Source organism: Thiocapsa marina 5811, from assembly GCF_000223985.1.
In the GTDB taxonomy this organism is placed as follows: Bacteria; Pseudomonadota; Gammaproteobacteria; order Chromatiales; family Chromatiaceae; genus Thiocapsa; species Thiocapsa marina.
This window is the reverse complement of record NZ_AFWV01000001.1, coordinates 151,706-173,069: the sequence shown is the minus strand read 5'-3', so window position 1 is coordinate 173,069 and position 21,364 is coordinate 151,706. Positions and strand designations below refer to the sequence as shown.

19 protein-coding genes are annotated in these 21,364 nt (G+C 65.2%); 5 read left to right on the top strand and 14 right to left on the bottom strand.

Annotated elements, in window-relative coordinates; translation table 11 throughout:
• Positions 1-547: 547 nt before the first annotated feature.
• Complete coding sequence (locus THIMADRAFT_RS00770; RefSeq protein ID WP_007191033.1) at positions 548-829, bottom strand: hypothetical protein; 282 nt, start codon at positions 827-829, stop codon at positions 548-550.
• A 31-nt stretch (positions 830-860) separates the two neighbouring features.
• Positions 861-2,462 carry an ATP-binding protein gene (locus THIMADRAFT_RS00765; RefSeq protein WP_007191032.1) on the bottom strand — a complete coding sequence of 534 codons (1,602 nt, stop codon included), beginning with the start codon at positions 2,460-2,462 and terminating at the stop codon, positions 861-863.
• 327 nt (positions 2,463-2,789) lie between these two features.
• On the opposite strand from THIMADRAFT_RS00765, the gene THIMADRAFT_RS00760 reads away from it, so the two are divergent.
• The 5 genes from THIMADRAFT_RS00760 to THIMADRAFT_RS24285 all read left to right on the top strand — a co-directional run bounded on the left by THIMADRAFT_RS00760 (position 2,790) and on the right by THIMADRAFT_RS24285 (position 7,261).
• Positions 2,790-3,005 carry a 4Fe-4S dicluster domain-containing protein gene (locus THIMADRAFT_RS00760; protein WP_007191031.1) on the top strand — a complete coding sequence of 72 codons (216 nt, stop codon included), beginning with the start codon at positions 2,790-2,792 and terminating at the stop codon, positions 3,003-3,005.
• A gap of 2 nt (positions 3,006-3,007) precedes the next feature.
• Positions 3,008-3,664 carry a ferric reductase-like transmembrane domain-containing protein gene (locus THIMADRAFT_RS00755; protein WP_007191030.1) on the top strand — a complete coding sequence of 219 codons (657 nt, stop codon included), beginning with the start codon at positions 3,008-3,010 and terminating at the stop codon, positions 3,662-3,664.
• On the top strand, positions 3,661-5,445 hold the full coding sequence (locus THIMADRAFT_RS00750; RefSeq protein ID WP_007191029.1) for an FAD-dependent oxidoreductase: 1,785 nt from the start codon (positions 3,661-3,663) through the stop codon (positions 5,443-5,445). The genes THIMADRAFT_RS00755 and THIMADRAFT_RS00750 overlap by 4 nt, the downstream gene beginning before the upstream one ends.
• 183 nt (positions 5,446-5,628) lie before the next feature.
• On the top strand, positions 5,629-6,300 hold the full coding sequence (locus tag THIMADRAFT_RS00745; RefSeq protein WP_007191028.1) for an outer membrane protein: 672 nt from the start codon (positions 5,629-5,631) through the stop codon (positions 6,298-6,300).
• Between the two features lie 142 nt (positions 6,301-6,442).
• The gene (locus tag THIMADRAFT_RS24285) at positions 6,443-7,261 is read left to right on the top strand and encodes an O-methyltransferase (RefSeq protein WP_007191027.1); all 819 of its coding nucleotides are present in this window, start codon (positions 6,443-6,445) and stop codon (positions 7,259-7,261) included.
• A 78-nt stretch (positions 7,262-7,339) separates the two neighbouring features.
• Here the strand turns inward: THIMADRAFT_RS24285 and THIMADRAFT_RS00735 are convergent, their stop codons facing one another.
• The 12 genes from THIMADRAFT_RS00735 to THIMADRAFT_RS00680 all read right to left on the bottom strand — a co-directional run bounded on the left by THIMADRAFT_RS00735 (position 7,340) and on the right by THIMADRAFT_RS00680 (position 21,360).
• Positions 7,340-7,879 carry a GNAT family N-acetyltransferase gene (locus tag THIMADRAFT_RS00735; RefSeq protein ID WP_007191026.1) on the bottom strand — a complete coding sequence of 180 codons (540 nt, stop codon included), beginning with the start codon at positions 7,877-7,879 and terminating at the stop codon, positions 7,340-7,342.
• A gap of 220 nt (positions 7,880-8,099) precedes the next feature.
• Positions 8,100-9,830 (bottom strand): nickel-dependent hydrogenase large subunit, encoded by a 1,731-nt coding sequence (locus tag THIMADRAFT_RS00730; protein WP_007191025.1) that lies wholly within the window; start codon positions 9,828-9,830, stop codon positions 8,100-8,102.
• A gap of 1 nt (position 9,831) precedes the next feature.
• Positions 9,832-11,097, bottom strand: coding sequence for a (Fe-S)-binding protein (locus tag THIMADRAFT_RS00725; RefSeq protein ID WP_007191024.1), 1,266 nt, complete (start codon positions 11,095-11,097; stop codon positions 9,832-9,834).
• Positions 11,094-11,756 (bottom strand): hypothetical protein, encoded by a 663-nt coding sequence (locus THIMADRAFT_RS00720; protein ID WP_007191023.1) that lies wholly within the window; start codon positions 11,754-11,756, stop codon positions 11,094-11,096. Before THIMADRAFT_RS00720 ends, THIMADRAFT_RS00725 begins: the two co-directional genes overlap by 4 nt.
• Positions 11,753-12,862 carry a hydrogenase small subunit gene (locus THIMADRAFT_RS00715; protein WP_007191022.1) on the bottom strand — a complete coding sequence of 370 codons (1,110 nt, stop codon included), beginning with the start codon at positions 12,860-12,862 and terminating at the stop codon, positions 11,753-11,755. Before THIMADRAFT_RS00715 ends, THIMADRAFT_RS00720 begins: the two co-directional genes overlap by 4 nt.
• A 17-nt stretch (positions 12,863-12,879) precedes the next feature.
• Positions 12,880-13,332, bottom strand: a complete 453-nt coding sequence (locus THIMADRAFT_RS00710; RefSeq protein WP_007191021.1) for a hydrogenase expression/formation protein — start codon at positions 13,330-13,332, stop codon at positions 12,880-12,882.
• 398 nt (positions 13,333-13,730) lie between these two features.
• Positions 13,731-14,765, bottom strand: coding sequence for an agmatine deiminase family protein (locus tag THIMADRAFT_RS00705; protein WP_007191020.1), 1,035 nt, complete (start codon positions 14,763-14,765; stop codon positions 13,731-13,733).
• 246 nt (positions 14,766-15,011) lie between these two features.
• Entirely contained in the window at positions 15,012-15,296 is a 285-nt protein-coding gene (locus THIMADRAFT_RS00700; RefSeq protein ID WP_007191019.1) for a PilZ domain-containing protein, read from the bottom strand.
• Between the two features lie 194 nt (positions 15,297-15,490).
• Entirely contained in the window at positions 15,491-16,105 is a 615-nt protein-coding gene (locus THIMADRAFT_RS00695) for a response regulator transcription factor (protein ID WP_007191018.1), read from the bottom strand.
• The gene (locus THIMADRAFT_RS00690) at positions 16,102-18,429 is read right to left on the bottom strand and encodes a PAS domain S-box protein (protein ID WP_007191017.1); all 2,328 of its coding nucleotides are present in this window, start codon (positions 18,427-18,429) and stop codon (positions 16,102-16,104) included. Before THIMADRAFT_RS00690 ends, THIMADRAFT_RS00695 begins: the two co-directional genes overlap by 4 nt.
• A 323-nt stretch (positions 18,430-18,752) precedes the next feature.
• On the bottom strand, positions 18,753-19,184 hold the full coding sequence (locus tag THIMADRAFT_RS26360; protein ID WP_007191016.1) for an STAS domain-containing protein: 432 nt from the start codon (positions 19,182-19,184) through the stop codon (positions 18,753-18,755).
• 310 nt (positions 19,185-19,494) lie between these two features.
• The gene (locus THIMADRAFT_RS00680; protein WP_158308348.1) at positions 19,495-21,360 is read right to left on the bottom strand and encodes a putative bifunctional diguanylate cyclase/phosphodiesterase; all 1,866 of its coding nucleotides are present in this window, start codon (positions 21,358-21,360) and stop codon (positions 19,495-19,497) included.
• Positions 21,361-21,364: the final 4 nt, after the last annotated feature.

Below are 21,364 nucleotides of genomic sequence, written 5' to 3'. Positions count from 1 at the left end.
CGAATCACCGGGTCCGGAAATGGCGATTCATTGCGAAGGGCTCGAATTGGCTGACTGTCGCCGACACTTCGTTTCCCAATTCCCAATGACTGGCTCACCGCGTCTCCGGCGCGAATCTAGGGGCCAACGGACGGGCGGCTGAGACCGCGCCCTCCGTTAGAGAACAAGATGCGCGAAGAGAGTGAGAGCACTGTGGGAACAAATGAAGGCAATTGTGAGGCGAGCAGGCTGCTGCAGCCACTCATCCTCCAGGCAGTCCGGCGCCATGACAGGGGTTCTCAACGGCCGCGCTCTGGCAGGTAAGGGATGTCGTGAGCGAAAGCGGAATGAGGTGCCCAGCCGGTCCCGGGAGCGGATCAGCGATGGAGGGAGCCGCAGTGCGCTGCGCCGAAAGCGCGGTTGCGGTAACGGGGGGCTCGGAGTCGATGCCCGCGGATTGGCGCTTCAGGTCGGGCGTCCCTGCCCGAGGGGGATCGGGTATCCGTACCCGATGGGGGCGGCCATCCTTGCGCCAGGGGGGGTAATTGATGTGTCGGAGGAGGTCCGATCAGCGACCGCCGCGCTCTGGCGGGCCGCCCTCCGGTGCGCAGGCCAGCTCGTCGACATTCGGAGGTGCGGAGCAGATGCCCGTAAGGGTTTCGTCTCCGCGGCCCTTAAAGCTGCACTGATCGTTGACCTGCTTGCCTTCGCAGGCATTGATCGCCTCGGGCGGCGGGCCGCGTCGGCCTCCGCCGTCGCCGGGCTCGGGCCTGGCGGACACGGTCGTCGCCGTGCCGGCGAGGAGGAGGGCGAGTAGTGCGATCATGGCGTTGGTTCGATTCTTCTGCATCTTGAGACTCCTTGATCTCGTTTCGGTGGCTTCACTCTACGCATTGATTGAGGTGTCGCCTTGAGGGAATCATGAGCGAATCATGAGGTTTCGGATCCTGCCTCCGTAGCGAGCCGTCGGAGGTCGGTAGGCGAATATCGATGGCCAAGCCCCCGGCGTCGGCAGCCCTGGCCAGGATGCTGCCGCGATGGGCCTCGATGATGTTGCGGCAGATCGCCAGGCCGAGCCCCGCGCCGCCCTTGGCGCGCGAGCGCGAGGCCTCGACGCGGTAGAAGCGGTCGAACAGGCGCTCGAGCGCTTCGGGCGCGACGCCGGGGGCCGTGTCTTGGACGCTCACCTCGATCCAGGCTCCCGCGCGTTTCGCCACGACCCGCGTGACGCCGCCGGAATCGGTGTACCGCAAGCTGTTGCCGAGCAGGTTGTCCAATACCTGGCGCAGGCGTCCGCGATCCCCGTCCATCGGCAGCGTGTCGGTGCACTCAAGATGCAGCGCGATGCCTTGGCGTGCGAACGCGTCCTCCATCTGAACGACCGCCAGTCGGACGATCTCGCCCAAATCCAGCGGCGAGAAGCGATAGGCCAGCGCGCCCGCGTCCGACAGGGCTAGGTCGTAGAGGTCGTCCAGCAACCGTCCGAGCGTCAGGAGGCGACCCTGGACCTGTTCCAGGTTTGTCTTGTTGCAAGGCCGGATGCCGTCGATCAGGGCGTCCAGCTCGGCGCGTGCCACGGCGACCGGTGTACGTAGCTCGTGGGATACGTCCGCCATGCCGCGGCGCCTGAGCGCTTCGTTGCGCTCGAGGGCCGCGGCGAGGCGATTGAAGTCCTCGGACAGGGCGCTCAGCTCGTCGTGGGCGTGGTCGACAATGCGAGTCCCGAAGTCCCCCCCGGCCAGTTGACGCGCGCCGCGTGCCAGGGTCCGGATGCGGCGCAGAAGTCCCTGGCCGAACACCCAGCCGAGTACGAAGGCCAGCGCGAGCACGCCGACGGAGATCCAGACCAGGGTGCGATTGTGCTGGCTATTGAATCGCTGGGCGAGATCGTCCTCGAACCACTCCGGCGGGGACAGCAGCAGCCAGCCGATGACGGCTCCGTCGAGCTCGATCGGCAAACGGAAGGGCTCGCTAGCCGTCGACGAGACACCGGCCACCAGCTGACCCCGGGCGTCGAGCAGTCGGACACGCAGGCCCAGGAGCTCCATCGGGGCGGGCGGCGCGGGTGGTGGCCCCAGCCGCGGGCCGGGCGGATGACGCGGTGGGCTTGCCTCGTAGGCTGCCGTGGTGTCCTGCTCGTGTGGACCCCCGGGCAACCCCTCGAGGGACTCCTCGGGTGCCCCGGGAGGTCGTGGCCCTTGACGTGGCCCGGGGGGATGCACGCCTTGCGGCTGGAGGGTGTCGTCGACGAAACGCGGCCAGGCAGCGGGGTCGCGCTCGAAATACGCCCAGGAGCCGTTGCGGGCGTAAATCGGCAGCAGCGCCTCGCGCAGCGGGGCGATACGCGTCAGCTCCTGCTGGCCCAGGTAGTCGAGAAATCCGTGCTGGAAGTTCCAGCGGGCCGCAAGCGCCATGGCCAGCACCGTGACGAGGCTGGTGATGCCGAGCATGAACAGGAGCTTCGTCGTAAGACCGATGCGCATTTTTCGCGTACCTCCGAGTTGTCGCGGGGTGCCGGATCGGGCCCCTGGTCATCAGCTGAGCGGGTAGGGTGGACGAGCGAGAGCGAAGTCCACTAAATCCCGCGCCATTGTTGTCGGGCTTCGCTGCGCTTGTCCCTACAGACGCGTGGCAGGAATCAGGATCGACGCACAGAATTGCAGATTCAGACCGCTCGAACGACCCCTCGCGTCGATACTCACAGTTTCCTCTTAATCTCCCCCCGGTTCGCCCAATCTCGCCGCGTATCTTGACCACCGGAACCTTCGGCCGCGTGCCGATGAGCCGGATCAACTTTTTAGGTGAACCCGATGGCAATCAGCAGCATCGATGGATGCATCGGATGCGGGACCTGTGTTCAGTCCTGCCCGACCGACGTCATTCGCATGGACCCACGCACCGGCAAGGCATTCATTCAATACGTGGCCGACTGCCAGATCTGCCATTTGTGCCGAATGTATTGTCCGGTCGATGCCATCAGCATCACGCCGGACAAGTCGATACCCGTTGTCGTCTCCTGGGGATGAACATGAGATCCGATACCGACAGATGCCGGTTGATTGCCGCCGCATCGATGCTCTTGCTTCCGCCGCTGGTTTTGCTGACTCGGGGGGACTATCCCGGGCGCTCGCTCTTGAAGGAAACGCTCTCCATGCTGACCCTGGGCGCCTTCTTTCTCCTGTTCGGGCAGTTTTTGCTCGGGCGCGGCGCGCGCTTTGCACCCGAAGGGATTAGGTTCGGCAGGCTTTTGAATCTGCACAAGATCATCGGCTATTCGGTGGTGAGTTTGTTGCTTGTTCATCCCTTTTTGATCGTATTGCCCCGTGCCTTCGAAGGCGGCGTCTCTCCCGGAGATGCCTTGATGCAGATCCTGACCACCCTCGACAGCCTCGGGGTCGTCCTGGGCATGGTCTCCTGGGTGCTGATGCTGGTGATCGGCGCCACCTCCCTGCTGCGCGCGCGGCTGGGGTTGGACTACCGCACCTGGAGGCTGTTGCACGCCTTGCTGTCGGTCCTGCTGGTGGTCGTCGCCTCTTGGCACGCCATCGAGCTGGGCCGACACACCGATGCGGCCGTCGCGCTGCTGGTGGTGATGCTGGCCTGTGCGGCGGTGCTCGTGGTGATCCGGCAAGCCGTCTACGACTATTCCAATCCCTTATCACAAACCCGGGGTGCTCGCCCATGAAGGCTCCGCATGAGAACAACGGCATGTCACGCCGCCGCTTCCTGACGCTGGCCGGTGGCACGGCCGGGGCGGCGACGCTCGCGGCCATGGGGATGGCCCCGGGATGGGGCGAGAACCGGGCCGCCTTCGACCCCGACAACATGGACCAAAAGACCCACCAGACCGATGTCCTCGTGATCGGCGGCGGCATGGCCGGGCTGTTCGCGGCGGTCAAGGCGCACGACGCCGGTGCGCGGGTGGTGGTCCTGTCCAAGGGGCGGCTCGGCGCGTCGGGACAAACGCCGTTCGCGAAGGGTATCTTCGCGTTCGACGCGCGCGAGGCGGGAATGTCGCTGGATGCCTTCGTGGCGGAGGTGTCGCGCTCGGCGCTCGGCACCAACAACCCGGTCTACACGCGCCAGATGGCGGAGCATTCCGCCGCCAGGGTCGCGGAGCTTCGGGACTGGGGATTCTTCGATTCGCCGCTCTGCAACAAGGCCTTCTCGCGTCCCATGGAGGCGCGCGGCATCCCCTTGATCGAGCGGGTCATGGTCACCCATCTCATCGAGCACGAGGGCCGCATCGCCGGCGCCGCGGGCTTCACCTTGGACGACGGGCACCTGATCCAGGTTTCAGCCAAGAGCGTGGTCCTGTGCACCGGTGCCGGCGGATTCAAGCCCAACGGATTCCCGATCTGCGACCTGACACATGATGGCACCGTCATGGCCTACCGGATCGGTGCCAAGGTGACCGGAAAGGAGTGGAACGACGGTCACCCGGGTCAGGCGCAGAACCCGGCGGCCTGCTTCGACGGCTGGCACGGCATGTTCGAGCGCAAACCGGACGTGACCGGCGTGGACGTTCGCCACGATCTCGGCGTAGAGCTGAACTACGTCGCCTATACCAAGGGCGCACCCTTGCCGCCGGGTCCGCCGGATAGACTGCTCGGTCGGCTGGACGGCGGTCCCTCCCGGCCGCGAGGCTTCGACCGCCCGCACGGACCGCCGCCGCCCGGGGGTGGCTGGCTGACAGGCGGTCCGATTCATCGCCCGCCGCTCCCGGGCGCCGATGGTGGAGCCGGGGGTGGACCCGGCGGGGACAAGGGTCCGCCCGGGATGCGCGGAGCGCCGGTCGGCGGCTCCTCGGCCGGCATGGCGATCCATAAATCAGAGGGTCTGGTGCCGATCAACGACCGCTGCGAGTCCAACATCCCCGGGCTCTATGCGGCTGGCGATGCCCTGGGGTCCTACATGGCCGGGGCCATCTACACCCAGATCGGCTCCTCCCTGGCCGGATCCGCGGTTCAGGGAGCCGTCGCCGGCGAGGCCGCCGCAGGCTACAGCCGGGGTGTGCCGATGCCGTCCGTGCCGGCGGACAAGCTGGCCCAGGTGGAGAACGAGATGCTGGCGCCGCTGCGGCGCGAGGCGGGTTATGGCCCGGCTTGGGTCACGCAGACCCTGCAGGGCGTCATGATTCCGAACTTCGTTCTCTACATCAAAAAGGAGTCCATGCTGAATGCGGCGCTCGCCTATATCGAAGAGCTGCGGGATCACCATCTGCCGATGCTGTGCGCCGGCGATCTGCATGAGCTTCGGCTGGCCCATGAGACCGCGAACATGATCCTCAGCGCGGAGATGAAGCTGCGGGCGTCGCTGATGCGCAAGGAGAGCCGCTGCAGTCATTTCCGGATCGACTACCCGGAGATGGACGACGCGAATTGGCAGGCCTGGATCAATATCCACCAGGGTGCCGACGGGCAGATGCGCCTGGAGAAGCAGCCGTTCGATCGCTGGCCGGCCTAAACCGCGTTGTCCGGTTTCGTCCGAATCTTGCCCGGGATGGCCAATCAATCGGTATCGCCTTTGCGACGCCCCCGTCCTCATGAACTTCTCACATTCGCTACATTCTCGTTTCAAGGTCGCGACGTACTCTGAACGCGTGTCGGGGGGCTGTGGCCCCTTTTGTTGAACCAATCGGAGTCATCGATGAACAAGACCCAATTGATCCTGATGTCGGCGATCGTCGCCGGTGCGCAAACGGCAAACGCGGATGAGCCCGGCTGGTATGGCTCGCTCAACCTCGGTCTCGCGATCCCGGAAGGAAGCCTGATTTATGGTGGCGACGATCCTGGCCGGGGGCCGGACTACGACCTGGAGAACGGCGGTGTCGCCGGGCTCGGCGGCGGCTACGGCTTCGGCAATGGACTGCGACTGGAGGGCGAGCTGCGCTACCGCGCGTTCGACGCAGGCGGGATCTCCCACGCAGGCTTCGGCGCTCCGTCCTCCGCCGACGGCTCGGTGACGAGCACGACCTTCATGGCGAACCTCGTCTACGATTTCATTCTGGAGAGCACCAAGCTGCGCCCGTACCTGAAGGGTGGGATCGGTGCGGCCTGGAACGAGGCGGATGTGGATGAGCTCGGCATGGGTCCTTCCGCCGGGTGGGGCGTCTACTCCTCGGCAACGGATACCGAGTTCGCCTGGTCCCTGGGCGCAGGGCTTGCTTATCCGATCGACGAGCGCTTGTCGTTGACCGCGGAGTATCAGTACGTGGATCTCGGGAGCGCGGAAACCGGCGGGGACATCAACGGGCAGAGCATGCGTTTCGACGATCTGGGCTCCCACGAGATGACCCTCGGCCTGCGCTATACGTTCTGATTGCGTTTCCCGACAGCCTGCCGAAGCCCGGCAAGCATTGAGTCCCTCGGGCGGGATGCGCATCGCTTCCCGCCCGCGCGCTTAGTTTCTTCGGCTCCTCCGACTCCGATTCCCGAGCCGGTGACCATTGAGGATACGATCGATGAATCAGACTATCGCCGCTCTTGCCCTCGGCATCTCCGCAACGCTGCTCACGGACTTCCGGGCGATCCCGAAACGCATCGGCTTGATCGGGGCGATCTTGCGCGAGATCGGCCGCTCGGCACGGGCCATGCTCGGCGGACAACCGCGTCGGGAGCGAGCGGCCTTGGAGTTCGTGCGCGCACACGCAGTCGAGGGCGACGCCGAGTCTGTGCTGCGCGCCCTTGATCGCTTTGCACGCGAGCAACGCTTCATGATGAACCTAGGGAACGGAAAAGGGTGCATTTTGGATGAGCTTGTGGCCGGGCTGCCTTCGAGCGCACGTGTCCTCGAGCTTGGCGCCTACTGCGGCTACTCCGCGGTGCGGATGGCGCGGCTGCTTCGAGGGGGCGGGCAGATCATTTCGATCGAAGCGAATCCTCGCCACGCTCGGATCGCCAAGGCGATGTGCAGGTTTGCCGGGGTGGAGGATCAGGTGCAAATCATGGTGGGATGGACCGGCGCGATCATCCCTACGCTGGCCGGTCCATTCGACCTGGTCTTCCTGGACCACAGCAAGGACGAGTATCTCGTCGATCTCTGGCGCATCGAGGAGAAGGGTCTCATCGAGCCCGGCAGCATCATCGTCGCGGACAATGTGGGACCGCTCTTCGATGCACGCGATTACCTGAAGTACGTGCGGACCAATCCCTACAACCTCTACCGATCTCGCTACGTGGAAAGCCACTTGGAGTACTACGAAGAGCATCCCGACGGCATGGAAGTATCGATCTGGCTGGGTGCAGGCGACGACCGCCCCTCGATGCTCGGCGTTGCTTAGTGCGTGCTCTGCGTTCGTGATGCAGTTGCCATCCGCCGACGTCCACCCGCCCCGAGATCACGGTCAACGACGATGCCCCTACCAAAACAGGGGATCGTTCAGCGCCTCGACACAGCGGGACGGACCCTTCAACGGCGTCATCGCCCGATCCGTCAACGACTGTCCCAGCCAGCCTTCGGGATGCTTCAACGCGAAGGGCGCTTGCGCCTCCGCCTCGCTGATCGGCATGAAGCCGACCTTGGCATAGTAATTCGGATCGCCGTAGGTCACGGCGATGTCCACGCCCGCATTTCGCAGTGACGCCAAGCCGTGGCTCAGCAATCCCTGTCCGATGCCCTTTCCCTGCCGGTCGGTCGCAACGGCGACAGGGCCAAGAACGAACACGGTTCGGTCATCGCCCTCGTAGGTCAGCCGCGAGAAGACGATGCTGCCGATCATCGTGCCATCCTCCTCGGCGGTGAAGACGAAGAGATCCTTCTCGGCCGTACCGATCAGCAGGTTTCGCGCCAGAGCGCCGATCAGTGCGCCTTCCTCCGTGCCTTCGGACGCGGTGAAGGTCACGGTGAAAAGCGCGATGATGTCTTCTTCTCGCCCTTGCGGTCGGTTTGAAAACTCCATGGCGTGTTCTCCGTCGAGTCGGTTCGGGACGCTGTCCCTTTGACTTGGCCTCTGGGGAGGGGCGACGTCGACGATCGCGGCCTGGAGCGCAGGACCGGGAATCGGATGCGCCTGTGTTCTCGCGGCGTTCGAGGGAGTGGCGCTCGAACGCGAGGGGATGATGCGACTCACGATGAAAAAGGCCGCGCCGAGCGGCCTTTTTTCCTTCAAGACGATCGCCTCAGGCGATCTTGATCTCCATCTGCTCACCCGTGTCCGGGTCGGTCAGATGTACCGCGCAGGCGATGCAGGGATCGAAAGAGTGGATGGTGCGCAGGATCTCGATCGGTTGCTTCACATCCACCAGCTGGTGGTTGTCCTGCAGCGCGGCCTCGTAGGCGCCGGGCTGGCTGCTCGGGTCGCGGGGGCCGGCGTTCCAGGTCGAGGGGACGACCGCCTGGTAGTTGGCGATCTTGCCGTCCTTGATCACGATCCAGTGACCGAGCGCGCCGCGCGGGGCCTCCATGTAACCGGCGCCGCGGGCCTCGGCGGGCCAGCTCGACGGCTCCCAGAGGGTCTCGTTGAAGGTGCGGCTGTCGCCGGCCTTGATGTTGGCGATCAGTTGGTTGTACCAGTCCTGCGCGGTGTCGGTCAGGATCTTGGTCTCCAAGGTCCGTGCAGCGGTGCGTCCGAGCGTTGAGTAGAGGGCGCGCACGGGCAGGTCCAGCGTGGTCAGGGTCATCTCGACCAGCTCTTTGGTCTGCTCGTGGCCGCTGGCATAGAGCAGAAGCACGCGGGCGAGCGGGCCGACCTCCATGGCGTGACCCTTCCAGCGCGGGGCCTTCATCCAGGAATAGCCGTCGTTCACGTCCAGTTGCGTGTAGGGCGGTTTCACGCCGCCGCGCGCGTCGTATTCCAGGTTGGTCTCGCCGTCGTAGGGGTGGAGCCCCTGGTCGTTGCCGCCTGAATACTCGTACCAGGAGTGCGCGACGTATTCCTGGATCTGACCGGCGTCGTGCAGGTCGATCTCGTGGATGGTGCTGAGATCCCGGTTGAGGATGACGCCGCGCGGGAACAGGAACTGCGCCGGATCCATGGTCCCGGTGGCCGGCAGATCACCGTAGCTCATGAAGTTGCCCAGGCCTTCGCCGCGCTCGCCCCAATCCTTGTAGAAGCTCGCGATCGCCAGGGTGTCCGGGACATAGACCTGATCGACGAAGGTCTGCATGGTTTGCAGGATCTGCTGCACCTCGGCAAGCCGTTTGGCGTTGATGGCCGAGTCCGAATCGATGTCGATGGGGGAGGGCACGCCGCCGACGACGAAGTTCGGATGCGGGTTCTTGCCGCCGAAGATGGCGTGCAGACGCGCGACATCGCGCTGCCAGGCCAGCGCCTCCAGATAGTGCGCGACCGCCATGAGGTTGGCCTCGGGCGGCAGCTTGTAGGCCGGATGGCCCCAGTAGCCGTTGGCGAAGATGCCGAGCTGGCCGGATTCCACGAAGGTCTTGATCCGCTTCTGGGTGTCGGCGAAATAGCCGGGCGAGGACTTGGGCCAGCTGCTGATGGACTGGGCCAGATCCGAGGTCGCCTTGGGATCCGCGCTCAGCGCGCTGACCACGTCGACCCAGTCGAGCGCGTGCAGGTGATAGAAGTGCATCACATGATCGTGCACGAACTGCGAGCTGATCATGAGATTGCGGATCAGCTGGGCGTTGGGCGGCAGCTCGATCTTTAGCGCGTCCTCCACGCTGCGCACGGAGGCGATGCCGTGCACCAGGGTGCAGACGCCGCAGATGCGTTGGGCGAAGGCCCAGGCATCGCGCGGGTCGCGGCCCTTCAAGATGGTTTCCAGTCCGCGGACCGAGGTCCCGGAGCTGTAGGCTTGGGCGATGTTCTCCCCGTCCATCTGGGCCTCGATGCGCAGATGGCCCTCGATGCGGGTGACGGGATCGACGACGATGCGTTCGCTCATGTCAGTTCTTCTCCACCAGGTGCTCGGCGATCATCTCGGTGAGACCGACCACCGGGATCTCCATGTTGAATTCCTCCAGACCCTCTTCGAGCTGGGTCCGGCAGGTGGCGCACATGGTGACCATGCGTTCCGGGTTGACCTCCTCGATCTGCGCCTTTTTGCGCTTGAAGGCGGCCATCTTCAGCGGCTCGGCACGCTCGTTGGAGCTCACCCCGCCGCCCGCCCCGCAGCACCATTGGAACTTGCCGTGCTCCTTGAGCTCGACGAAGTTCTCCGCGACCAGGTTCATGAGGTTGCGCTGCTGCTGTATGACACCGCTCTTGCGGGCGAGGTTGCAGGGATCGTGCATCGAGAGCCGATCGGTCTCCATCCCTTCGGTCTTGATCCGCCCGCTCGCGCGTAGCTCGTCGAGGACCTCGATGATGTGGAAGACCTTGAAGGGGTAGGGCCGGCCGATCAGGTTCGGGCCTTCCCAACGGATGGCCGTAAAGGCATGGCCGCACTCCGGGCTGATCACCTTCGGCACCTTGAGCGCTTCGGCGGCGGCTACGACACGCTCGACCAGTTGGGCGGCGATGTCCTTGTTGCCGATCTGGATGCCGGCGTTGGTCGCCTCGAAGCACTCGGTGGACAGCGTCCAGGTCACCCCCGCATGGTCGAAGATCTTGGTGATGGCTTCGAGGTATTCGGGGAAGTTGATGATCTCCATCGAGGAGAGCAGCACCAGATAGTCGGCGCCGGGCTGGTCGACCGGGACCTTCAGCCCCGAGCTGGTCTCGACATGCTGAATCTGGACCGCGAGCGTCTTCCATTGCAGCCCCATGGGGCTGCCGGTCTGGATGGCGCGCACCGAGGCGGCGATCAGCCCTTCCGGTGCATGTCCGGCCTGGACCATGCCCTCGCGTGATTTACGGATCATCAGCGCCAGATCGTTGCCGACCGGACAGACCATGGAGCAGCGACCGCACATGGAGCAGGAGTCGTAGAGCAGCTCCTCCCATTCGGCCAGCATCGCGTCCGTCACCTTCTGTTGGAGGCCGATCATGCCCTTGATCTTGCCCCAGAGCGTGAAGTCGTTCTCCCAGACGCGACGCAGCGGCTCCAGCTTGAGGATCGGCGTGTATTTGGCATCGCCGGTCTCGAGATAGAAGGGACAGGCCTGGGCGCAGATGCCGCAGTGCACGCAGCTCGAGAAGAAGGCCGCGACCGGACCGTCGACCTCGGCGCGAAAGGCCGCGAGGCCTCGTTCGAGTGTCAGCTCGCTCATGACTGAACCCCCTTGCGGCCGAATGCGGCCCCGTTGTACCAGCGTGCGATGAAGGTCGTGAAGATGTGCGTCAGCTTGGTGAAGGGCAGCAGGATCAACATGATCTCGGCCGAGAGGATGTGCATGCCCAGGACCAGCGGATAGGGGTTGACCAGACGGTAATAGGCCAGCCAGCCCGTGAGGACGACCGCGAAGACCACGGCCCAGACCACATAGTCCTCGACCGTGCTGATGCGTTTCTTCACCGGATGCGTCATCCGATGCACCAGGGTGGCGATCAGCGCGACCAGGGTGACGGAGGTGACCAGGCTGATGACCGGGTTCGGCAATGCAGGCCAGGACAGACCGGTCAGGCTCTCGATCAGCGCGATGTGCGGCAGGAAGAGCAGCAGCGCGATCAGAAAGCCGATGTGCCACACCCAGCCGACGACCACGTTGAAGGGCGCGCGCTGGAAGGTGCCCGGATCCGCGACGGTGCGGGTGAGCATGGTCCGAAAGCCCGGCCCCCACTCGCCCGCGCGGGCCTCGGCGAAGTTCTTCTTGCGTCCGAGCACGAAGATCTCGGCGATGCGCACCAGCAGGCCGATCGCGAAGATGGCGATCGCGATGTTGAACATCGGACCCTTGGTCCAAAGCAGAAACTCCATCGAGCCGCTCATAGCTTCGCCTCCAATTCCTCGACCGTCACCGGTTGGCGATGGGCGACGGCTGTCTTGGTCTGTTTCTTGGCCAATGCCGCGACCGCGCCCCCGACGACGGCACCCGCTGCACCCGCTGCGAGCACGTCGACGCCGGAGGCCGAGGTCGGCACCGAGACCGTGTTGTAGAAACCGCCGGCATCCCAGAATCTCGGCTCGGAGCAGCCCAGGCAGGGGTGCCCCGCCTCGACCGGCCAACTGGTGCCGTCGTTCCAGCGCATGGTCGCACAGGCGTTGTAGGTGGTCGGACCCTTGCATCCGAGCTCGTACAGACACCAGCCCAGCCGCGCACCTTCATCGTCGAAGGTCTTGGCGAACAGCCCCTTGTCGTAGAAGGGCCGGCGATAACAACGGTCGTGGATCGACTGGCCGAAGAAGGCCATCGGGCGGTTGTAGGCGTCGAGCTCGGGCAGACGTCCGAAGGTGAGGTAATGGGCGATGACGCCCGTGATCACCATCGGGATCGGCGGACAGCCCGAGACATTGATGACCGGCTTGTCCTTCACCAGATCCATGACCGACATGGCGCCGGTCGGATTGGGATTGGCGCCCGGCAGTCCGCCGAAGGTCGCACAGGTGCCGACCGCGATCACGGCGGCGGCGTTCTCGACCGTCTCCATGAGCATGGCGTAGTTGCTGTGACCGGCAACGGTCGAGTAGCCCGGATTGGAGTCCGGCCCGGGGATGGAGCCGTCGACGATGACCAGATACTCGCCCGGATTCGCCGCCATCGCCTGCTCGCGTGCATGCTCGGCGGCATCGCCGGCCGCGGCCTGCAGGGTGTGGTGATAATCCAGCGAGATCACATCGAGGATCAGATCCTCTAGCGTCGGGGCATGGCTGCGGGTCAGCGACTCGGTACAGCCGGTACATTCCTGGAACGACAGCCAGATGACCGACGGGCGCTTGGCCTTCTCCAGCGCCGCGGCGATCGCCGGAGCCATACTTGGCGGCAGCGCCATCATCGAGGCGGTCGCGGCACAGAACTTCAGGAAGCCGCGGCGCGAGACGCCACGTTCGCGAAGGCTCTCGCCGAGTGTTTTATCAGTGGGGTTACGGGCAGCCATAGTCCCTCCTTCAGATGTCAGGACGCGAGAGGCGGGTCGCTCCGGCCCGGGTTCAAGCGGGCGTCGAGCGCGGCGATCGCGTCGTCCAGATCCTGCGGCTGCGGACACAGGATCTCGGGAACAGTCGCGATCTCGAGATGCAGGGCGAGGCGATTCGCCTCGGAATTCAGATAGTCCACCAGCCAGACGCCGGGGATGGCGGTTTCCTGGACGCGTGTCGGACCCAAGGCATCGATACTGGCCTGAACCTCGCCCGTGCCCAGCACGGACAGCAACCGCTCCAGGTCGCCCGGGCCAAACGGCATCGCCTTCAGATCGATCTTGGTGGTCTCTCCCGTGGCGATCAGACGCGACAGGGCATGGCGGACTTCATGGAGGACGGGGTCGGCGTTGCCGTGCGATTGCGGATCACCCTCGGGAACGGCCGAGCCGGTTTCGACGACTACAGGGATCTGATCCAGCAATGACATTCTGCACACCTCGGCCTCTTTGTTGGAGATTCTAGGCGCTTTGAGGCGGCCCTGATTTGATGCAGCGCACCTCATTAGCACGTTAGCGAGATCGAATGATCCAAACCGCGTCCTTGGTTCATCCGGGCGTCGGCGGGTGTTCGTACGCTAGCGGATACCAAGACCCCCTGCTGTGACGCGGTTTGGATAAGAAAGACAACGAAGGCGGGATGCGGGCGGATAAGCGCCGGGTGGACATTTGCCGTAGGGTGGACGAGCGAGAGCGAAGTCCACCGAGTCCTGCGCGGGCGTTTGGTGGACTGCGCTGCGCTTGTCCACCCTACGGCGCTTGTCCACCCTGCGGCGCTTGTCCACCCTGCGGCGCTCATCCACCCAACGGTGTTTGTTCCGGAAATCGCCTATGCCAGCACGCCATCCATGAGCTGCATGCTGATGCAGTGCAGGCTGCCGCCTTGGCGGATCAGCGGGCGGCAGTCGACGGGCAAGACGGCGCGGTCCGGGAAGAGACGGCGGAAGGTGTCGAGCGCCTCGACGTCGGCGGGGGTGTCGTAGGTCGGCACGAGCACGGCGCCGTTGATGAGGAGAAAGTTGGCGTAGCCGGCCGGGAGGCGCTCGCCGTCGCCGTCCAGGACGGGTTCGGGGGTCGGCAAGGGCACCAGGCGGTAGGGGCTGCCCTGCGGGTCGCGAAAGCCTCGAAGCTCCTGCTCCATCGCCTGAAGCTCGTCGAAGTCCGCATCGGTCGGGTCGGTACAGCGGGCGTAGCAGAGTGTGTCGGGCGCGCAGAAGCGAACCAAGGTGTCGATATGTCCGTCGGTGTCGTCGCCGCTGATGGCGCCGTGCTCGAGCCACAGGAAACGACGGATGCCGAGACGCTCGGCGAGGATCCGCTCGATTGCGTCGCGGGTCAGGCCCGGGTTGCGGCGCGGGTCAACCAGTGTTCGGGTGACCGCGAGCAGGGTGCCCCGACCGTCGGTCTCGATCGCGCCGCCTTCGAGAACCAGGTCGACGGGCTCGCGCGGGGTTTCTCCGAAAAGACCGCCTGCGCTCAGCGTCTCGGTGATGCGGTCGTCGCGATCGGCGGCGAACTTGCCACCCCAGCCGTTGAAACGGAAGTCGAGCAGGAGGTGTTCTCCCGATTCGGTGCGAACGCCGATCGGCCCGTGATCGCGCGCCCAGGTGTCGTTGCTCGGGGCGATCCCGAAACGCTGACTTTCGGGATCGGCTCCGGCGGTTGCGAGGCGTGCGCGGACGGCCGCGGCATGCTCGGCGTCTCGGCAGACGTTCAGTACCGGCTCGTAGCGCCCGATCAGGGCGGCGAGGTCGGCATAGAGCCGCTCGACGCGATCCAACTGGTCGGCCCAGTCGGTGTCCTCGTGAGGCCAGGTGAGCATGACCCCGCTCTGGGGTTCCCATTCGGCGGGGAATCGGCGCATGGAAGGCCTCTTAAACCGCGCCCGGCGCGGTATGGGATGTTTTGGGATGGGATCGGCCCCGGAAGACTTGGCGGCCGCTGGAGTCGGCGCGGTTTAAGATATTCAAAAATATATTATTCTAAACCGCGTCCCCGCTAAGGGCCGTGGATGCAGCAAACGTCGAACTCACTCGAAAATTTTGCATCTCGCTCTGGACGCGGTTTAGTTGGGTTGTCGATGCCTTTATTGTATCCCGCGCGGTCCTCTTCACGCCCAGTTCAGCGCTTGCGACCAGAAGCGGGTCTCGGCCTCGATCCCGACCCCGCTGTCCCCGACATGAACAACCATCCCGTCGATAACACGCGGCGAGACGCCGTGCGGATGGATGAGTACCTCGACGAATTGGTTGCGCTCGAGTGGCACGGCGGTCTCGAGGAAGAGCCCGCCTGCACTGAAGTTTCTGATTCGGCACGGACCAGGGCGGTGCTTGCCGTTGATCGCGAGGGTTGCCGGGACGTCGATCTCGATTCGCTGATGCCATCGGCGTTCCATCCTCTCGAGTCCTCCTCTTCTGCTGGTTCATGGGGCGGGGGAATCGTGCTCTTGGAGTCACGTGGACCTCCGGATCAGGCAAGTCGAAGACTCCGGCGCGGATGGAAGGACCTAAACCGCGTCGGCTGCAGCGGTCGTCACGTCTGCCGGGGTCGATCCCATTCAATCACATCACAGAGCGCGCCGGGCGCGGTTTAAGGGCGCAGTCTGCACGCGAGCGTCACGCGCACCAGACCCGCGGTCGAGTGGACACCGAGCTTGCGCATCAGGTTGGCGCGATGTGTCTCGACCGTACGCACACTGAGTTTGAGCGCGCCGGCAATCGCCTTGTTGGTGCTGCCGTTGACGATCGACTCGAGCACCTCGCGCTCCTTGGCTGTGAGCTGCTCGAGCCGTTCGGCGATGATCCGCGGGTCGCCGATCTCCTCGCGGAAACGTTCGTCCGCGGCGAGCGCCCTGCGCACGCGCTGCAGGAGATCCTGGTGATTGACCGGTTTCTGGATGAAATCGACGGCACCGGTTTGCATCGCCTTGACCGCCATCGGCACGTCGGCGTGTCCGCTGATCATGATTGCGGGCAGGCCGATGCGGTGCGTGCGCAGAACCTCGAGCAGCTCGAGCCCGTCCATCTCCGGCATGCGCACATCCAGCACCAGGCATCCAGGGCCATCGCGGTCTGGATGGGCGAGAAACTCGGCCGCCGATGCGAAGACCTCGACCGGCATGGATACCGATTGGAAGAGCCAGCGCAGCGACTCGCGCACGTCCTCGTCGTCGTCGATGACGAATACGGTCGACTGATGGCTCATGTCGGGTCTCCTGTGGCGGCATCGGGCGGGTCTGCGAGCCGGCGATCGGTCGAGCTCGCGGGCGTCTTCGCGGACGACCGGTCGCTCGCTTCGGCCGGGAGGTGCCGGGGCAGCGTGAAGGCAAACACCGCGCCGCCGCCTGGACGGGGTTCGGCCCAGATGCGTCCGCCGTAGGAGTCGACGATGGTTCTGCTCATCGAAAGCCCGAGCCCGGTACCGCCCTCCTTTGTCGTGTAAAAGGGATCGAACAGCCGGCTCGGGTCGGTTTGGTCCAACCCGACCCCGCGGTCGCCGACGGCGACCCGGACCTGATCCGCTCCGGCGCGCTTGATCGCGATGCGCAAGCGGCGCTCCGCGGGGGGCGTGTCGCGCATCGCGTCCATGCCGTTCATCAAAAGGTTGATCAAGACCTGCTCGATCTCGACCGGATCGCCGCTGGCAAGGGGCACGTCGTCGTTGCTCCGAATCTCGACCTTCACGTCGTTTGCCCTGATCTCAGGCTCGATCATGCCGACGGCCGCTCGGCTGACGGCTTCCATGTCGATCGGTCGGGGTGCGCCCGCATGCTGCCTGGAGAAATCCCGAATGCGCTCGATGATCCGGCCCGCACGCGCTGCGAGCCTGGAGATCTGATGCAGGGCGAGGCGCAGCGCCTCGACATCGACCGGTGCGTTGTCGAGGCGCTCGAGCGCTCCGCCGGCATAGGTGCTGATGCCCATGAGCGGCTGGGCGACCTCGTGTGCAATGGCGCTCGACATCTCGCCCATGGTGCTGATGCGCCCGAACCTGAAGAGCGCGTGGCGGTGTCTGGACTCGCGCTCCTCGAGGCGTTTGCGGGCGCTGATGTCTTCGATGACGCCGATAAAATAGCGCAGGCCTCCGCTCGAATCGCGCACGGCGGCCATCGTCAGATTGCACCAGATGACGTGGCCCGCTTTGCCGAGATGTCGCAGCTCCAGGCTCTGCGATGTACCGGGCTCCCTCTCCGGATCACGGGCCCGATCCTCGCCGATCCTCGCGATGTACTCCATCAAGTCATCGTGATCGTCCGGGTGGACGAGGCCGCGACAGGTCCGGGCGAGCAGCTCCTCCGCCGTGTAGCCCAGGATGGCGCAGAGCTTGCGGTTCACCCGCAGAAAAAAGCCCTGCCGGTCGAGGTGACAGATGCCGACCGCCGCTTGCTCGAAGGTTGCGCGAAAGCGCTCCTCGCTTTCGGTCAACGCGCGCCGCACCGCGAGGATGTCGAGGATATCGGCGAGTCGGCCGGCGAGCGCCCGCGCGAGGGTCAGGTCGTCCTCGCTCCAAGTGCGTTCGACCCGACACAGATGCAGGCCGAGCAGCGAGGGCCGATCATCCTCGGGACGCACGGCGATGATCAGGCGCGAGCGCGGCGCGAAGCCGCCGCCGAGGATCGCAATGGCGCCCGGGTCCGGATCCTGTACCGGATCGCATGCGTTCAGGGCCGATCGGATCAGACGGCGCAGAGGCTCGTCGGTCGGGATGCTGCGGTCGGTCAGAGGTTCTCCCGGGCAGCGCGGAACGGCGGACTGCGCCAGAATTCTGACCTCGGTTGCGTCGGGATCGCACGGATACAGCAACCAGGCGCGATCCACCCGCAGGAGATCCTGCACGACCCGCAACAGATCGTTCAAGACGGTCTGCGGGTCGAACGCCGTCGTTGCCGCGGCCGACAGCCGCTCGAGTCCGCTGACCAGCCGATGTCTCGACTCCGCCGCGGCCGCTGCGATCTCGCGTTGCCTGCGCTCGCGCTCCGCCTGCTTGCGCTCGGTGATGTCCGAAAGAATCATGCGGATCCGCGCGGGCGGACTCCCGTCCTCGAGCCGGCTTTCGAGCATCAAGGTCCGCGGCTCGGCGGCGTCGACGGAGTCGGCCGAGTCGCGCGCTCGCAGGCGCACTTCGCAGTTTCCAGGCTCACGTGCGTACAGGATCTCGGCGATATGACCGTTCAGGCGTGCGCGGTCTTCCGGACGCAGGAAACCGCTGAAGGCCCGGTTGATCAACGCGTTGCGCGATTGCCCCAGCAGCTTGGCCCCGGTCAGGTTGATGTCTTGGATCCTGCCCGCGGCGTCGATCGAGAGGTAGCCGACGGGGGCGAAGTCATAGAGATCCGCATAGCGCTCGCGCGACTCCTCCAGCACCGCACGCACGGCGAGCAGCTCGCGGTTTTGCTGCTCGAGCTCGATCTGATGGACCTGCAGATCGTGCACGAGGCGGGTCAGCTCGTCGGACCCGTTGCCTGCGCGCTCGATCTCCGCCAAGAGACGTGCCAGTTGCGCGTCACTCGCTTGGTCGAATTTTGCCATTGGAGCGGCACCTCCATTGTGCTGTCGGCGAATTGGGTTCCGATGCCGGCGTTCGGGGACGTGCTCGACACCCGTCCGGGGTCTTGCCGTGCCGGGGTGTGGCGTTGCGTTTCGACCGTTGTGGTCTGCCCGCCTGCAATGCCTTGCGGGATCGGCCGCCGTTTCTCGGCGCGGCCCGAGCGTTCGACGAAAACGCCCTCCACACACCTTTAGTTTAGAAGATTCGAGCCGATGCGTGTTCAGTCGACCCTGGCCGGCGGTGATCACCGGCAGGGGGTTGAAAAGGTGAGACCCCATGATCGATGGTTTGGGGTCCGGGATGCTCACATCAAGAAGGGTTTCAGGGTCGCGCTGTCGAGGTCCAGGCCGTGGATCCGGATCCGTTCCACGCCTTTCTCCTTCAGCTCCCGCGTGACCAAGACGAGAGCGGCGATGCCGGAGTCGAAGATCGGGTCGACGCTTGTCAGATCGAGCGTACAGGTGTCGATGCTCTCGTCCACCGTTTGGCCGATCAGCAGCAAGGCAAAGGCGCAGCGCAAGTCCAGCGGACCCTCGATCCGAATGGAAAGGTGGCCGTCGTCGACCTCGTATTCCAGATCTGCCGCAGGGGTCGCGATCCTCGGGGCGGGGTCGCCCGTTCTGTCGGGGCCCCGGCGCCCGAGATCTTGGAGTCCAAGGACGCCGATGGCCTGACCGCCTGCGCTCCGTGAGGCCGAGGATGCCGTCGGTGCGCGCATCGAGTCGAGTCGTGTCATGGTGGTGCTCTCCTTCCGTTCATTCTCGTTCTGTTTTGCGCCGCTCTCCTGCGACGTCCTCGCCCTGAAGCCCGTTACCGTCGTTGATCGACACGGGTAGGGCGCGCAAGCACGCAGAGGATGGACAAGCTCCGCAGGGTGGACAAGCGCCGCAGGGTGGACAAGCGCCGTAGGGTGGACAAGCGCAGCGCAGTCCACCAACGCCGGCGCCGGGTTCGGTCGACTTCGCTCTCGCTCGCCCACCCTACGGGTCCTCCTTTCAACAGGTCCCGCGTCGGCGGAGTTGTTCCGGCCCTCGCCGCGCGGTCTCTTATGTCCAAGCCTTGACGAACCGCATCAGCTCGTCGGGACCGAGCGGTTGGGTGTAGAGAAACCCCTGCGCGATCGTGCAGCCGGCCTCCCGCAGGAAATCGGCCTGATATTGCGTCTCGACCCCCTGGGCGACGACGCGCATGCCCAGGGTCTTGCCCAGTGCGAGGATCGCGCGAGCGATCGCCGCATCGTCGCTGTCTTGCGGAAGTCCGTCGATCAAGGATTTGTCCATCTTAAGCTCCCCGATCGGCAGCCGCTTCAGGTCCATGAGCGAGGATGAGACGGCCCCGAAATGGTCGATCGAGAGCTCGATCCCGAGCCCCTTCAACCGGCGCACCGTCTCCAGTGCCGAGGCGGAGTCCGAGACGGGCCCCGTCTCGGTCAGCTCCAGGCTGACCAATCGCGCGTCGAGATCCAGCTCGCGCAGCAGCGTCTCCAGATCGTCTGCAAGCTCCGGCCGCTCCAGCTCCCTTCTCGACAAATTGACCTTGATGAGAGTTCCCTCGTCGAGCCCCTCGGCCTGCCAGCGTTTGCGCTGGGTGCACGCGGTACGCAGGACCCAGGCATCGATTCCGCGGATCAGCCCGGTCTCCTCGGCCAAAGCCAGAAACCCGTTCGGCGCCAAGCAGCCGAGCACCGGATGATTCCATCGCACGAGCGCCTCGATACCCGGGATGCGCCGGGTATCCAATGCGAGCTGCGGTTGGTAGGCCATGACCAGCTCGTTGCGTTCCACGGCGTGCGCCAGACCCGATCGGAGAAGGATACGGTCGAAGGCCTGCGCGGTCATGTCCGGGGCGTAGAAGCGGAAGGTATTGCGACCGCTCTGCTTGGCGATGTACATCGCCGTGTCGGCTTGACGCACCAGGTCTTCCGCCTCCGTGCCGTCGTTCGGACAGAGGCTGATGCCGATGCTGACGGTCAGCGCGATCTCTTCTCGGGGACCGGCATAGGGACGGCGCAGCAGCTCGATGAGCTTGCGCGCGACCGCGGCGGCGGCGTCCGGCGAGTCCGCCGGGGCGACGAGCATGAGAAACTCGTCCCCGCCGATGCGGGCGACCGTGTCGTCCTTGCGGACCTGCTCTCTGAGTCGAGCAGCGACCTCTTTGAGGACCTCGTCGCCGAAGGGGTGTCCGAAGCTGTCGTTGATGAGCTTGAAGCGGTCGAGGTCGATGAACAGAACGGCGAGCTGCTCCCCGGTGCGCTGCGTGCGGGCAATCGCCTGATCGAGGCGATCCGAGAACAAGGCGCGGTTGGCCAAGCCGGTGAGCGGATCATGCAGGGCGAGCCGGGAGAGCGACTGCTCGCGCGCGCTGAGCTGCTCGAGCAGGTGCCGCTGCTCGGTGACATCGAGCATGACGGTAAGACAGACCGCATCGCCCTCTTCGCCGCGCGCGGGCTCGCTGTCGAGCCTTAGATCGAGGGTGTGTCCGGTGTCGCGCCGTGTCAGCCGGACGCCGAGCGTGCGGCGCTCGGCGCCGCGTTGGACCGCCTCGATGTGCGCGTGCAGCGCCTGTGCTTGACCGGCATCGAGATGACTCCACAACGGCGTACCTACGAGGTGCCCGCGCTCCGTCCCGAGCATTGCTGCACCGGTCAGGTTGATCTCGCGGATGATGCCGCCCCGATCCAGGGTGCAATAGCCGACGGGTGCCCGGTCGTAGAGTCGGGCATAGCGGTCCCGCGAGATCTCGAGCGCATGCTGCGCGTCTTGAAGCTCGCGGTTTTGCTGGGTCAGCTCGATCTGATGGGCCTTCAAATCGTGCATGAGGCGGTGCAGCTCGTCTGCGCTGCCCGCCTGTTCCGATGACCATTCGCTCGATGGGTCGGTGTCATCCCCGCCCCAACCCGGTTGTTTCGTCATCTGT

What these genes read in the sequence shown, in the direction of transcription:
- THIMADRAFT_RS00715 (WP_007191022.1), bottom strand. Translation starts at nt 12,862, where the DNA reads ATGGCTGCCCGTAACCCCACTGATAAAACACTCGGCGAGAGCCTTCGC.
- THIMADRAFT_RS00705 (WP_007191020.1), bottom strand. Translation starts at nt 14,765, where the DNA reads ATGCGCCGATTCCCCGCCGAATGGGAACCCCAGAGCGGGGTCATGCTC.
- THIMADRAFT_RS00765 (WP_007191032.1), bottom strand. Translation starts at nt 2,462, where the DNA reads ATGCGCATCGGTCTTACGACGAAGCTCCTGTTCATGCTCGGCATCACC.
- THIMADRAFT_RS24285 (WP_007191027.1), top strand. Translation starts at nt 6,443, where the DNA reads ATGAATCAGACTATCGCCGCTCTTGCCCTCGGCATCTCCGCAACGCTG.
- THIMADRAFT_RS00710 (WP_007191021.1), bottom strand. Translation starts at nt 13,332, where the DNA reads ATGTCATTGCTGGATCAGATCCCTGTAGTCGTCGAAACCGGCTCGGCC.
- THIMADRAFT_RS00695 (WP_007191018.1), bottom strand. Translation starts at nt 16,105, where the DNA reads ATGAGCCATCAGTCGACCGTATTCGTCATCGACGACGACGAGGACGTG.
- THIMADRAFT_RS00745 (WP_007191028.1), top strand. Translation starts at nt 5,629, where the DNA reads ATGAACAAGACCCAATTGATCCTGATGTCGGCGATCGTCGCCGGTGCG.
- THIMADRAFT_RS00750 (WP_007191029.1), top strand. Translation starts at nt 3,661, where the DNA reads ATGAAGGCTCCGCATGAGAACAACGGCATGTCACGCCGCCGCTTCCTG.
- THIMADRAFT_RS00730 (WP_007191025.1), bottom strand. Translation starts at nt 9,830, where the DNA reads ATGAGCGAACGCATCGTCGTCGATCCCGTCACCCGCATCGAGGGCCAT.
- THIMADRAFT_RS00700 (WP_007191019.1), bottom strand. Translation starts at nt 15,296, where the DNA reads ATGGAACGCCGATGGCATCAGCGAATCGAGATCGACGTCCCGGCAACC.
- THIMADRAFT_RS00770 (WP_007191033.1), bottom strand. Translation starts at nt 829, where the DNA reads ATGCAGAAGAATCGAACCAACGCCATGATCGCACTACTCGCCCTCCTC.
- THIMADRAFT_RS00690 (WP_007191017.1), bottom strand. Translation starts at nt 18,429, where the DNA reads ATGGCAAAATTCGACCAAGCGAGTGACGCGCAACTGGCACGTCTCTTG.
- THIMADRAFT_RS00680 (WP_158308348.1), bottom strand. Translation starts at nt 21,360, where the DNA reads ATGACGAAACAACCGGGTTGGGGCGGGGATGACACCGACCCATCGAGC.
- THIMADRAFT_RS00760 (WP_007191031.1), top strand. Translation starts at nt 2,790, where the DNA reads ATGGCAATCAGCAGCATCGATGGATGCATCGGATGCGGGACCTGTGTT.
- THIMADRAFT_RS00755 (WP_007191030.1), top strand. Translation starts at nt 3,008, where the DNA reads ATGAGATCCGATACCGACAGATGCCGGTTGATTGCCGCCGCATCGATG.
- THIMADRAFT_RS00720 (WP_007191023.1), bottom strand. Translation starts at nt 11,756, where the DNA reads ATGAGCGGCTCGATGGAGTTTCTGCTTTGGACCAAGGGTCCGATGTTC.
- THIMADRAFT_RS26360 (WP_007191016.1), bottom strand. Translation starts at nt 19,184, where the DNA reads ATGACACGACTCGACTCGATGCGCGCACCGACGGCATCCTCGGCCTCA.
- THIMADRAFT_RS00735 (WP_007191026.1), bottom strand. Translation starts at nt 7,879, where the DNA reads ATGGAGTTTTCAAACCGACCGCAAGGGCGAGAAGAAGACATCATCGCG.
- THIMADRAFT_RS00725 (WP_007191024.1), bottom strand. Translation starts at nt 11,097, where the DNA reads ATGAGCGAGCTGACACTCGAACGAGGCCTCGCGGCCTTTCGCGCCGAG.